Here is a 13300-nt window from a genome sequence, read left to right on the forward strand (position 1 = left end):
AATCCTTAATTCAACAATAAATCGGAATACATCTTTACGAAATCCTGAGCTTGCATAAAGTCTTCCGCCAATTTTCTAGCCCCGCTTCGCATTGAAACGTACACTTTATTATCCATCTCCAATATTTCCTCCAAGACAGCTTCCAACGCTTCAGGATCCTCCAAAGGAAAATCCCATCCCGCATCTTTCGTCCGAAGTTCTTTCCAAGGCGTGCGGTCACTGATCATCACTGGCAAGCCGACATTGAAAGCCTCAAAGATAGCGTGCCCGAAGTTTTCGCCCAAAGTAGGCAGTACATAAAAATGATAATCCTTCAAAATATCCGATACCTCGGAAGGTTGGATCGCCCCTTTGTACGTACACCGCACATGCGGTGGCAGTTTCTTGATCAAGGCCTGACATTCTTCCCAATACTCCGATTCCTTTATCGGCCCATAGATATCATAAATAATCGTCTTTCCATACGAAGGCATTCGAATCAAAGTATTCAAAAAGGCTAAATGGTTTTTCATCCTAGCGATCAAAGATACGCTAACAAAACGAATGGCGTCCATTCCTCTGTCCTCTACTACGCTACCCTTTGATTCAATATCAAAAAATGGAACATTTGGCAATATCTTATGTGCTGGTACTTTTAATTTATTTAATATGTCTACTGCCTCTTGCTCATCCGTCGCATGCCATCTTACATTTTCCAAGAGTCCCATACTCTTCAGGAAGAACATAAAAGGTATCTTCTTATACCATTTCAGACGAAAGGCACTATCTCTGAGCATTCCCCGGGGAGCCATAACTACCCTTCCCGAATAGCCTCCCTTCTTTAGTTGCCGTAAAGGCGAAACGATAAAATCCAAGGAAAATACTCCGTTCAGGTATACTGCTTCCGGCATAATATCTCTTACCAAGGTTTTTATCCCCCCGCTATTCCGAAATGACTTCGAACTGTAAAAGACCTTGATATTTTCAGAAAAAGTCACCCATCGGTCTTTCTCCACGGCCAAAATCTCCCCGTCAAGATCCTGATCGCTGGTGTATACATAGCAATCAAAATACGGAGATAACAAGGTCGTTAAATTAGCCAAGGAACGAATCGGTCCACCCGCCTTATAGGCTGGTAAAAAATAATCGTATACGAAAAGGATTCTTCTTTTAGACACTGACTTCAGATTTCTCTCTTACTTTTTTCGCCACTCGGCTCAAACTTGCGCTCCAGCTCTCCAATGTCACTTGTCTTGACAATTCCAAGCTACGATCGGAGAAATCTTGAAGTGTTTCCGAGTCCATCACTACAAATTTGGAAAGTGCCTCTACCAAAACATCTACGTCGCCACTATTGACTTTAAAGCCATTATATCCATCCACAACCAATTCATCCGCGGCACCACACTGATAAGTAGAGATCACAGGCATCCCCACAGCCATTGCTTCGTGTACCACAACCCCCCAAGCCTCGTAATGACTCGGCAGAACAAATACCCCTCCTTCGCGCATAAAGACGCACAGCTCTTCCGGCGACATAAATTCATAATGTGTAATGCGGGAATTAGCTTTCACCCTTTCCGCATAAGGGCCATTGCCTATCACCACAAACTCCCAATCTTTCAATCCGTCTCCCAAACGGTCCAATGCCTCCAACAGCACATCGAGCCCTTTATGCTCTACCAGTCTGCCCGTAAAAACAAAACGCTTAGGTACAGCCCCGGTGACTTCAGCAGGTCTGAAGGCTTCCAAATCGGCGCAATAAAGACCTTTAAGAATCTGATCATTACCAAAACCCAAACGCTGCGCAAAAGGCAATTGCAAAGCTCCCGGTATCCAGATATGGGAAAAATGTTTTTTCAAATAAACAGGCGCCAACAGTGACGCAAGCTGTTGTTTAGCTGTTCCCAGCCATTGGTTATCCATCCCACAGATCACCGGTACGGCATTTTTTAGGCCCCACTTCGCCACCTGAAGGTAGCGCTTATCCCCCCAGCCCGCCACATAAATTGCCACGGGCTGAATTTCCTCCGCCAGCTTCAACAATTTCACTTCGTCAAAATCCTCGCTATCCATCAAACGAATACCGGCTTCATCCTCTAAACAGAATGGAGCGTCCGGAGAAGATCGCTTTCGTAAAACAAAAAACTCAAACCCGTACTCTTGATGACTCTGCCGCATGCAAGCCATCCAATAGCCTGTCAAACGGGTATATAACACCAATACTTTCATTTTTTTACTATACAGAAATGGGTGATTTTCCACTACGTTCATTCAAATCTTCTTCTTCCTGTCTCTCTCTATCAGCACCCTGTATCGCCCAATACAAAAAGAACATGGGAGTAAAAGCGTTCATCGAGGCGGCCATCCAAGATTCAGTGATCCCTAAAAAAAGTGTGGCGCACAAAAAGGCTAAAGCTAGACGTTTATTTGCGGAACGAAGAAAGCACTTAAAAATAAACCAGAGATACAACCCCAAACCAATAAAACCTACGTCCATCAACATACTTAAATAACTATTCCATACGCCTGACCAATGCCGAGCCACTACTCCCGTCAAGGTTCTTCGATATTCTCCGATAAAATGTATATCATAGAGCATACCCTTACCTATCCATGGCGACTTCTGAATTTCTGTCCAAACGATTTTCCACACCTCCGAACGGCCACTGGCGGTCTCCAATGAATCTACCCTTGCATACTCCGTCAAACCATAGGTATTTAAAATTTCCGTCCAATTAAATGAATTGAAAAAATAAAATAATAAAAATGTAATGCCTCCTGTAAGGATCATTCGCAAACTATTTTTAAGGCCCCAAGACAACATAACATAGATAAAAATACAGGCCAAGGCACTCCTCGAGCCACTCAACACAACTGAAATTAGTATTAACACCTGCAATAAGCGTAAAGCCCTAACATAGGGTTTATCATCATTTACAACCGTAATAAAATAATCCAAAAGAGGCAACAGCATAACAGAAAGCAAGCCTAAGCCATTGGGATTCCCCATCAGTCCAGAAAAACGACCAGCCATTTCAACATTAAAAAAAGAAAAACCAAATATTTTCACTAAAATGCCAAAACCAAAAAATAAATGACCAAATAACAAAATAGCATCAATTATACGCCAACGGTCATTCCTATACCAACCACCTATTTCTACAAAAACGACAAGCCCTACAAGCCAATAGCCTAGACCCCGCAAAAAGGAGTCAAAAAATACAGGCGAATATAATAAAGCCAAAACACAAGAATATACAGATAAAACAAGCAATCGATTCGTGGGCGAAATAAAAATCAAATGTTTACGAAATAAACTAACGAAAAATATTCCTAAGATAACAAAACGCAATATTTTCCAATAAGCAAACTGCTGTGATACCTGATCACTCATCCAGAAAATCAGAAGAAACAACAACAACCTAAAACGATCATTTCCTGACTGGAAATGCATAGCGAGCAATAATACCAATGAAGCTAAGATAAAGCCACCAAAAAAACCCGTTATGCCAATTAGAATCAGCCATAAATATTCTTTCTTCTGCCCGACAATCGCCTGATACAAATATTCCATTTCGAAACTTCACATTCTCTTCATAAAAATAGATCTAGGCACTCATCTCATTTTTGACTGAAATACACGATTTTAAACAATCAATGGTCATCAATCCTATCTTTTCCCATGAAAGTTGTCGCACTTTTTCAAGCGATGCTCCTTTGAGGTCTGCTAATGATCGCTTATCCCTTTCAATTATTTCCAACATAGACTTACGCAAATCTCTGGTTATGGCATTAGGTGAAAGAAGTTTCCCATTTTCCAAGCCAACCATCGCTGCCACCGCCCCTACATCTGTAGCAATAATAGCCAAACCTTGAGACATCCCTTCCATAATAACATTAGGCATTCCTTCCGAATAACTAGGGCAAACCAAAACATCACAAGTTCTTAAAATATTCTTTATCTCAGATTGATCATACTTAGGTCCATGGTAAAAAATATGCTCTCCTGAAACCTGTTGCGATTCCGGTATTGGCCCTACAAAATGAAACTCAAACTGGTTTTCAGGCAATGTTCTTAATACCTCTTTAATTTCTTGAATGCCTTTTCTTCTTTCCGCTCTTCCAACAAAAATAAATTTCACCCGGTCTTTCCCAAAATTCCTTAGATCATCTGATGTATTAATCCAATCTTGATTAATTCCCGTTGGGATATCTATAATTTTCCCACGTCCCCCAAGACGTTCTATGATTGTCGTAATCTTTCCCCCATAAGAAAATAAATAATCGCTATGCTTAATATGCTCTAAAACTGGTAACTTCAAAAGTTGTAATTTCAGACCAACCTTAAAACTCGGCCATTTTTGAAACATCTCGTATCCATGAAAATTTACGCCAAAAGGAATTTCCAACAACCCTTTACGTTTCATCCTTAAAAAATGCCAGCCCGAAAAGCCTTTCGCATACACAAAATCAACAGGCCTCCGTTTCAAAAATTCTTTGAATATAAGCTTTGAATATAAATATAAGGTCCACAAATAATGCCCTGGAAACCACCTAACTATAGGATAATCAATTATGATTTCGTTTATATTACCTCTTTCCTCCTCAGTAAATGGATTTTCTAAATGTTCCTTTCCCTTCGGGATAAAATGATACAAATCAACTTGCGTCCCCTTTCGCGCCAAAGTCTTAACCAAATTATACGAATGCTTCTGCATTCCTCCCATCACGTAGGGATAGATACCATTAGTAACAAGAGCAATTTTCATATACAATCTTTATACATTTTTTTCAATGCCTCAATATGATATACAGGCATATATTTTTTTCGAAATTCCGATTGTCCATCATATTGGGTTGTGTCATTCAATACAGAAATGATTCCTTCAGCAAAATCATCATTTGAAATACCTTTGACAAGTGCTCCAACCTTAGGGGTTAACCACTGACTAATTCCCCCAACATCAAACCCAACTACTGGTTGACCTTTAGCCATAGCCTCCAAGCCTACGATACCAAAAGCTTCAGGGTAGATTGACGGGACTAACACAATGTCAGCTTGCAACATGGCTGCGAGAACATCTTTTTGAGTCTTCCATCCTGAAAAGTTCACAAACTGACCTACCCCTAAGTCATGAACAAGGCATTTAAATTCATCCTTATCTACACCCTCACCTATAATATCCAAATAAACATCAACCCCTTGCCTTAATAATTTCTCCACCGCATTTATAGCATAATGAACGCCTTTGTGCCGTATCAAACGACCTACGAATAACAACTTTTTAGTTCCGTTATTCATCGTTTTTTTCTTCGACTCAATTTTAGTCGACGAAAAATAAGGGTTTAGGTTTAATACATCTTTGGGTATCCCAGCTTTTATCGCCTCTTCTCTCATATATTCAGACATCACAAGGACTTTTCGATACACTTGATGAGCGTACTTGACTTCAAACGCTGTATTTTGATATGCGGGGATCAAACGTTTAGGGTGACGATTACAACAGCCCTCTTTATATGCCTGATAAAAACAATGAAGACCAAAAGGCTTTTGACAGACCTTCTCACTTTTCCGTAAAAACTTACCGCTTCCGGGGCAAATCATTCTAGGTTCGTGCATGGAACGAATCAATGGTTTAAGTTTGCTTAAATATTTTATGAGATCAGGATCCGAGATACTGTGAAGGTGAAGAATATCATATTGTGAGACAAACTCGGCCAAATCATCGTGCTCAATTTCAGTCACCACAGCACCTCCCTGAGTCAGACCTTGTAACTTGCCCTCTTCCCTTTTTATCGCCAACAAATCAGCATCCAATCCATACTCAGGAGATAATTCTAACAACTGATGGATATAAACCTCAACACCACCACTATTTTCTATTTTATCATTAATATGTAGAACTTTCACTAATTATATTATCTACTCCTTTAAATCAATTATTATTTTGGGCCGTCAAAATAACTTCTCTAACGACTTCTTTCCATTCAAAATTCGATCGAACCTCTTGGGACCAAGATTCTCCCTTTTCTTTTACTTCCTCTCTTTTACAATTCATTATCGTAGAGAACATACTACTAATTGAGCTATGATCATTAGGTCGAAATTTAAAACCATTTACTTTATTTTCGCAAAGCCTCTCAAACGCCCAATAATCTGGAACAATTGGGCAAACCCCATATATCCCATACTCAAAGTATTTGATAGGTGCCATATGGGGCTCGCAATCAGGGATCAACCCCAAATCCATAATACCTAAATAATCAGATAATCCTTCTTTAACATATCCAGTAAAAATTACATTGGACAATCCCAATTCACATACTTTCTCTTTACAATATTCATAGTTCCCCCCAGCCCCTACCATCAAAAATCTAAGCGCTTCATTCTCCCTAAAATAGGGAATAAAAGATTCTACTCTATGATAGCTAGCGAAAGAACCAACATACCCTACAACAATGTCCTCTTCTGATAAACCCAGAGACTTTCTTAATATAGATATTCTTCCCTCTCGTATATTCGAATCTTCATCGACAGGCAAATATACCCCCAATGGCTTTGCGATAATTTTTGCGTTTTTGAGATTAAATTTATCCCTTACAAAAGGGATCGCCGATTTTGCTTCTGTTACCACGACATCGGCGCTTTGCAACTTCAACCGCTCAATATAATTAGCTAATTGAACAGACGGAACTCCATATGCATCATCTGCCAATTCAGCAATACAACCCGATGTTTCCAAAAAATAGGGTATTCCATGCTTCCTAGCCAATCGGCCTCCATCTACTGAAAACAAACACGAACGTTCATAAATAAAGTCCGGTCTATTATCCACTAAATAATCTTCTATTAAAGCTCTATATTTCTTTTTTCTTCTAATAGAATTGAATTCTCGCCCTAGTACCCTCAATTTTTGAGGCAAGAAATCTTTAGTCGATTTCGACTTTTCCACCACTACATCATCTTCACCTTGAGAATTCAGATTCTTGCGTAAGTAATCTCCAAATAACAAAGGTGTTACCTCATGACCATGATCCCGAAAGGCTTTTATTGTCCCTCGAATATGCGTTCCAGCACCACCACGCATATCGTAATAGATGCCTTCACTAGCTACTAAGTATAATATTTTCATTTGCAATATCTTGAAGCTTTTCCAAAATCCTGTCTGTAGCCTTTCCATCCCAAAAAGGTGGCACCTGACCGGTCTTGTAGGTTCCCAGAATAACTTGGTCGACGTATCGCTGTATCGTTTCGAAATCGAAAGGTACCAACGTATTCGTTCCAAGATCAACAGTAACCGGTCGTTCCGTATTCTCCCGAAGCGTCAAACAAGGCACTTGCCTAAAAGTCGTCTCCTCTTGAATGCCACCGCTATCCGTTAACACCATCTTGCATGAAGCTATTAATTTCTGAAAAGCAAAATAATCTAAAGGTGGAGTCGTAAACACATTTTTCAGACCAACAAACGCTTCCTCAAACCCGAAATCCTTTATCCTAGCCCTCGTTCTTGGGTGAATTGGAAAAACAACCTTAAAACGTTGGTCCAGATATTCTAATAGACGAATTAAAGTTTCTATTCCTTTTCTATGATCTACATTCGAAGGCCGGTGAACTGTCATTAGAACAAACTCTCTCTCCTTGACGTTTAAATCCTGAAGAATTGGATTCGCTTGAATCTGGCATTCAAAAGCAACCATGGTATCAATCATCGTGTTCCCGACATGAAATACCTTTCCCTTGCGACCTTCCTTCTCTAAGAAAGTTAATCCACTTTCCTCTGTCACAAAATAGTAATCAGCCATTTCATCCACCAACAAGCGATTCCACTCTTCGGGCATCCCCAAGTCAAAAGAACGTAAGCCACTTTCCAGGTGGGCCAATTTAATCCCCTTTTTATTAGCGACTATCGCTGCGGCCAATGTAGAATTCACATCACCAGGTACAATAATCAAATCCGGCGTATAGATATTGTCAATCAAATCCTCCAAAGACACCATGATTTCAGCCATTTGTTTGACGGGCGAATTTGGGCTTATATTCAAAAAATAATCTGGATGTAAATCAAATTGGCTAAAAAAAACATCGGCCATCTTTTCATCATAATGTTGTCCTGTATGAACGATTTTAAGATCAAAACCAGAATACTTTTCTAAAATTCGCTTTCGAAACTGCGTAACCTTGATAAAATTCGGTCTTGTGCCGACAACCACCAATAACTTCATTTTATTTTGGGTTTAATTTTGCTGATAAATATCATTTAACTTTGCGACCAAGTAGACATCAGAAAAGCGATTCTGACAATCATTCTCGAATTCAAGATTCTTCGACTGCCTGATCTAATACATTTCTATGATTACTCAGTAGACCCCGAGTCAATTTATATGTTCTCTCCAATACAATCGAATGAGAATAATAACGGTTTAATTTATCTCTATTCTCCTCTACCTGTTCCAAACTCAATCCTAAGCCTTGAAATTTTTGAAGATCTTTCTCTACACAAAAGAAGAAAACACCTAAATCTTTTAAAAATGATGCAAGAACAGAGCGATCATTCAGATATAAATTAGCTCCCGCCCAAAGAGAAACTAAACAATTCCCTACCGCTTGCTGGCGGTGATGATTCATAATGACATGCCTCGATTGATACAAGATTTGATCATGATAAACATCCCGTGGCATAAAATCAGATAGTATTCTCACCTTTCCCTCAAAAAATTTCTCCGCATGCGTACTAATTTCCTGAGCATACTGAGTATCGCCATAATTAAGCGGTAAATTAATCTTTATTGAATTACCAAAATCCAAAATCCCTACAGTATTCAAACCAGTCAGCGCTTCAATATGGTTATTCGTAGGCGTCGCAGAATTTCCAATCAAGATATCACTACCTATAACACGTCGATCTTTAAGATTATCTGGTATATACTGCGCAATAGAACCATACGAAAAAGGTAAACAAGGTGTCTTCAACCCCCAATATTGCCTATATATTTTCTCTTCTTGAGGCAAGATCGTAGAAAAAGAATTGAAGCGTTGCCTCAAAGCCTTTGCCTTGGTATAATAAAAGCTTTTCCCCTTTAAGAAGCGATAAGTATGAGAGAAGAAAACGGGAAAATACCGATAGAGCAAATCCGAGAAATTATGTGCTAAGCTCCTCTTTTTCTTTAACCAAGCTAAAGTCTCAGTCTGATAAATCCATTCATCCATTCCTGGACCGAAATAGGCATCTCCTCCCCAACTGTTCCAATGCAAAATAGCTTTCGCTGATACCGTTTGTACCAACTTCTGAAAAGATATAGAGAAAAATCCATGAAAAACAGTAGCGCTAGCTTCATTAATCATTCTAACTACATCTGAAAAATCACGCTCATCCGATAAGTCTCGGCGCTGTATTCCATGATTTTTAACATGTGTAATGGGTAATGACGCCGGATGGTCAATAATGAAAAGATGCTCATCCAGATCCACTTCTAGGAACAGTGAGATAGCTATATCAATAAATTTCTCATCGGTTGCTAAGTGTATTATCATCAAACAATTATTCTTAAGAGTACTCAGAAATAACTCCTCAAAAAACAAACAAAAGAGCTCACACTCTAGGGTAAGTTAAATTACTATTTAACTCACAATCTTCAGTTCTATAAAATCCTTAACACCCCCTATTATCAAAAGCTCCTAAAAGAGGAATTCACTCCCTTGTCATTTCAATATTTATAAAGATTTTTCGGCCTTCTTCATCGAAAAAAAAAGCATTCGAATATTCCCCATGTGTTAAAGCACGTAACTTATTAATATGATTCAAAAAGGTGTCAGTATTATCAAGATCAATTTCACACAGATCATCAAAATCGCGCTTCAAATTCACATTGCCTTCAGGCTTTGAAACTGCCACATACTTATTATCAAGAATATCTACTAAACTATTTCTCAACAAACGAATCTCGGCATCTAATATCTTATTATAGGCTGAAAACGACGTATCCCACTTTTCAATCACAACCTCTTCTTGACAAATTACCGGCCCATGATCCAATTTCTCATCAATTTCATGGATTGTAGCACCACATGGCAAACCATTAATAATAGAAAAAACCTGAGGAAACCAACCTCTGTTATAGGGATTTAAACCAGGATGCACATTAATACACCTAACATTCTTGACTAATTCTTCAGGAAAAAACTGTTTACAATGTAATGAAAATATAACCTTGTATTTTCTAATTAGCTCATGGGTATTTGTGGCGACTTTAAGCGGAAAAATCCGATCATCATTTTTATACTTTTCTCTAAATTCTTGATTATTCCAGCTATAGGCATATTCGAAGTGATAACTTTTAATTAGATCTAAATCACCCTCTCCAACTAATTCCCTAAAACGCCTTAATAATTGGTCATTATCTGTTAATAGTAAAACTTTCATGATTAAAAATTCAAATTCTACACAAGAATCTTACGCAATTAATAATATTGACTTCTCAAAACAATCCTACAAACCATATCAATCTCTACTTCCGTCAACTGATAGTATAAAGGAAGACACAAAATCCGTCGTGAAATATCCTCTGCCACTGGCATCGGTTCCGAAGTGACGTATTCCAAACTTGAAAGGGTTGGATAAAAATATCGACGAGCAAATATTCGATTCATCTCCAACGTTTCAAATGCCTTCAAACAGGCCTCTTCTGTCTCGAACACCACGGGATAATAAGCGTAATTGAATTCTGTCCCAACCGCAACCACTGGTTTTTGTAATTTCAATTTATCCAGCCAGCGGTTATAATGCTTCGTATCTCGTTTTCGCTTAGCCAGAATATCATCGGCGTATTTCAGATTACACAAGCCCATAGCCGCATGAAATTCAGAATTCTTACCGTTAATACCCATGCCGTCGAAAGATTCCGGGCCATTGTGTCCGAAATTACGCATATAAGCCAAACGCTTCAAAACCTCGGGGTCTTGGCTCACCACCCCCCCACCTTCCACAGAGTGAAATAGTTTGGTGGCATGAAAGCTGATGGTGCTTATATCACCGAATTTCAAGACTGATTCACCTTGATATCTAGTTCCGAAACAATGAGCGGCGTCGTAAATCACCTTGAGCCTATGCTTATCGGCAATACGTTGGATAGCCTCAATATCACAAGGATTGCCATATACGTGCGTTGCTAATATCGCTTCGGTCTCTTCCGTAATTGCCACTTCTATTTTGGCGGGGTCAATATTGAAGCTCTCCGGATCAATATCTACGAACACTGGTGTACAGCCCTCCCAAACGATGGAAGAGGTAGTGGCCACATAAGAAAAGGGCGTGGTGATAATCTCCTTGCTCAGTCCTAAGGCCTTGATTGCCAACTGCAGAGCTATCGTTCCGTTGCTAACGAAGAGGAAATGTTTCAGCCCTAAATATTCTTTCAAACCTAGCTCCATCTCGTTGACCAAGGGACCGTTGTTAGTCAGCCAGTTACGCAACCAGATATCCGAAACCATAGCTTCATACTCTTCCTTTGGTGGCTGAAAAGGTACCGTTACCTGTATCATTATTATCCTGTAAAATAGAATTAAAAACACACTCACACTCGGGTTTCCCCACCCAGGTAAGGAGACAACACCGGAACGAAACGCCCCAACTGTGTCCGCAAGAGCCTCTCGCCTTCTAGACGAAGAGCGAAAGCACCCGCTTCATATACGATGAGATAAGCCAAACCGATACCTACCAAACGCATCGCTCGGTCCAAAGCATCTATGGTAGGCCAATATTCTGCCAGCCAACGCAAAGGGGGCACTGTCGCCAATGAGAGCAACAAATAAGGCAGGGGCAAACGCAATAAATATTGAAAACACTGCCCCATTTCCCTAGAGGCAAACCAAGTGTTCCAACAAACTGCATTCAATCCGACCAGCACTAAGCCGTAGAGGTAACCTTCCAAGCCGAAATAAAAACCGACTAGCAGATTGATTCCCATTACGACTTTTTTGATTACCTCCAAGCGCAAGAAGTCTCTAGAATTCCCGCGACCCGACAATACATTGACCAAGAGAGCACTAAAAGGATAAACAAAACCGCTCAAAACCAAGATCCGAAAGATGGGCACCGAAGGCATCCACTTTTCCGTAAACAAGAGCACTATCAAATCCTCACTGACTAAATACACGCCACCCAAAAGCAAAAACACCACATAAGCGAGCATATGATAACTACGGAACACCACCTGCCGGAATTGTCGGAGGTCGTTTTGCAGTTTACTCAGGACCGGGAAAAGCACTGACATCAAACTACCCGAAGAATACTGCACCACCATTCCGTCAAGCCCTTTGGCCCGTTGAAAATAGCCCAATATCCCTGGCGAAAATATCTTTCCGATGATCATCACATCCAGCCTCGTAAAAAACGCATCGAGCAATCCCGAAAGAAACATCCGGAAGCCAAAACCCCAAAGCTGGCGCAAAGCCTTGAAAGAAAACAGGATTTTCGGCGTCCACTGGCTGAAAAACCAAATCAAAAGCACCCGAAGCAAAGCGCCCGACAGGTTCTGCGTTACCAAAGCCCAAACGCCGTAACCCTCGAAGGCCAAAAACACACCGAGAGCCCCGCTTAACGTACCGGCGATTACGCCAGCCTTTACTATGGCGTTGTAACGCAATTCACGTCGCAAGTGTGTAGCTTGTACCGCCCCGAAAGCGTTCAGCAAAAAAGCGAAAGCCATAACCTGCGTGATCGCCTTCAAGGCTGGACGTTCGTAAAAGCCCGCCACATAATCAGCGCTGAAAAACAAGGTCCCGGTAAGCAACAAGCCCAACGTGAGGTTGAAAAAGAAAACCGAGGAATAGTGCACCGGTAACACACGCTTGCGTTGCACCAAAGCGCCCCCCAGCCCCACGTCCATAAACACACCCGACAGCCCGACCACCACGTTAACCATGGCCAACAGCCCGAACTCTTCAGGCTCCAATAGCCTGGCCAAGAAAATGGAAATCACGAAGCCAACACCTTGGTTAGCTAACTTACCACCAAAGTCCCACACAAAGGCTTTTAAGCCTTTTTTTTTTAATTCACTCAACGTTGCTTTGCATCTATATTAATACTCATTTCCCCCACAAGTAAGGCTTTTTTTCTCTGGCTCCTTCGTCTTCCTGATGCCTAATCCGTAATGATAATCGGACTGTTGAGCCTACATTAATCAATCTGGGTCATCCTCTTATTAGTGGAGAGAGGAAAATTCCCCTGAACTAAAACCGATATTTCCCTAAAATTTCACATAAACCCACACTCGTATGTTTGTTTTGGCAAGGCGATTGTATTTGGATTAACGCTTCCGA

At 40.4% G+C, this 13300-nt stretch carries 11 protein-coding genes; all 11 read right to left on the bottom strand.

Features of this window, described 5'->3' with window-relative positions:
• Positions 1-5 precede the first annotated feature (5 nt).
• The 11 genes from AABK39_RS12185 to AABK39_RS12235 all read right to left on the bottom strand — a co-directional run bounded on the left by AABK39_RS12185 (position 6) and on the right by AABK39_RS12235 (position 13041).
• The gene (locus AABK39_RS12185) at positions 6-1157 is read right to left on the bottom strand and encodes a glycosyltransferase family 4 protein (RefSeq protein ID WP_338391630.1); all 1152 of its coding nucleotides are present in this window, start codon (positions 1155-1157) and stop codon (positions 6-8) included.
• Positions 1150-2211 (bottom strand): glycosyltransferase, encoded by a 1062-nt coding sequence (locus AABK39_RS12190; RefSeq protein ID WP_338391631.1) that lies wholly within the window; start codon positions 2209-2211, stop codon positions 1150-1152. Before AABK39_RS12190 ends, AABK39_RS12185 begins: the two co-directional genes overlap by 8 nt.
• A gap of 7 nt (positions 2212-2218) precedes the next feature.
• Positions 2219-3556 (bottom strand): O-antigen ligase family protein, encoded by a 1338-nt coding sequence (locus AABK39_RS12195; protein ID WP_338391632.1) that lies wholly within the window; start codon positions 3554-3556, stop codon positions 2219-2221.
• Between the two features lie 34 nt (positions 3557-3590).
• Positions 3591-4751 (bottom strand): glycosyltransferase family 4 protein, encoded by a 1161-nt coding sequence (locus tag AABK39_RS12200; RefSeq protein WP_338391633.1) that lies wholly within the window; start codon positions 4749-4751, stop codon positions 3591-3593.
• Complete coding sequence (locus AABK39_RS12205) at positions 4748-5893, bottom strand: glycosyltransferase family 4 protein (protein ID WP_338391634.1); 1146 nt, start codon at positions 5891-5893, stop codon at positions 4748-4750. Before AABK39_RS12205 ends, AABK39_RS12200 begins: the two co-directional genes overlap by 4 nt.
• 25 nt (positions 5894-5918) lie before the next feature.
• On the bottom strand, positions 5919-7115 hold the full coding sequence (locus AABK39_RS12210) for a glycosyltransferase family 4 protein (RefSeq protein WP_338391635.1): 1197 nt from the start codon (positions 7113-7115) through the stop codon (positions 5919-5921).
• A complete protein-coding gene (gene wecB, locus AABK39_RS12215; RefSeq protein ID WP_338391636.1) occupies positions 7090-8205 on the bottom strand; it encodes a non-hydrolyzing UDP-N-acetylglucosamine 2-epimerase in 1116 nt (371 codons plus the stop codon). The genes AABK39_RS12210 and wecB overlap by 26 nt, the downstream gene beginning before the upstream one ends.
• A 91-nt stretch (positions 8206-8296) precedes the next feature.
• A complete protein-coding gene (locus AABK39_RS12220; RefSeq protein ID WP_338391637.1) occupies positions 8297-9514 on the bottom strand; it encodes a TDP-N-acetylfucosamine:lipid II N-acetylfucosaminyltransferase family protein in 1218 nt (405 codons plus the stop codon).
• Positions 9515-9671: 157 nt separating this feature from the next.
• On the bottom strand, positions 9672-10403 hold the full coding sequence (locus AABK39_RS12225; RefSeq protein ID WP_338391638.1) for a dTDP-4-amino-4,6-dideoxyglucose formyltransferase: 732 nt from the start codon (positions 10401-10403) through the stop codon (positions 9672-9674).
• 38 nt (positions 10404-10441) lie between these two features.
• Positions 10442-11521, bottom strand: coding sequence for a DegT/DnrJ/EryC1/StrS family aminotransferase (locus AABK39_RS12230; RefSeq protein ID WP_338391639.1), 1080 nt, complete (start codon positions 11519-11521; stop codon positions 10442-10444).
• A gap of 32 nt (positions 11522-11553) precedes the next feature.
• Entirely contained in the window at positions 11554-13041 is a 1488-nt protein-coding gene (locus tag AABK39_RS12235) for a lipopolysaccharide biosynthesis protein (protein WP_338391640.1), read from the bottom strand.
• Positions 13042-13300 lie beyond the last annotated feature (259 nt).

Source organism: Fulvitalea axinellae (assembly GCF_036492835.1).
Classification (GTDB): Bacteria; Bacteroidota; Bacteroidia; order Cytophagales; family Cyclobacteriaceae; genus Fulvitalea; species Fulvitalea axinellae.

Excerpts from the sequence above, each read along its gene's own strand:
- AABK39_RS12230 (WP_338391639.1), bottom strand. The coding sequence starts at position 11,521 with ATGATACAGGTAACGGTACCTTTTCAGCCACCAAAGGAAGAGTATGAA.
- AABK39_RS12210 (WP_338391635.1), bottom strand. The coding sequence starts at position 7,115 with ATGAAAATATTATACTTAGTAGCTAGTGAAGGCATCTATTACGATATG.
- AABK39_RS12190 (WP_338391631.1), bottom strand. The coding sequence starts at position 2,211 with ATGAAAGTATTGGTGTTATATACCCGTTTGACAGGCTATTGGATGGCT.
- wecB (WP_338391636.1), bottom strand. The coding sequence starts at position 8,205 with ATGAAGTTATTGGTGGTTGTCGGCACAAGACCGAATTTTATCAAGGTT.
- AABK39_RS12220 (WP_338391637.1), bottom strand. The coding sequence starts at position 9,514 with ATGATAATACACTTAGCAACCGATGAGAAATTTATTGATATAGCTATC.
- AABK39_RS12195 (WP_338391632.1), bottom strand. The coding sequence starts at position 3,556 with ATGGAATATTTGTATCAGGCGATTGTCGGGCAGAAGAAAGAATATTTA.
- AABK39_RS12225 (WP_338391638.1), bottom strand. The coding sequence starts at position 10,403 with ATGAAAGTTTTACTATTAACAGATAATGACCAATTATTAAGGCGTTTT.
- AABK39_RS12200 (WP_338391633.1), bottom strand. The coding sequence starts at position 4,751 with ATGAAAATTGCTCTTGTTACTAATGGTATCTATCCCTACGTGATGGGA.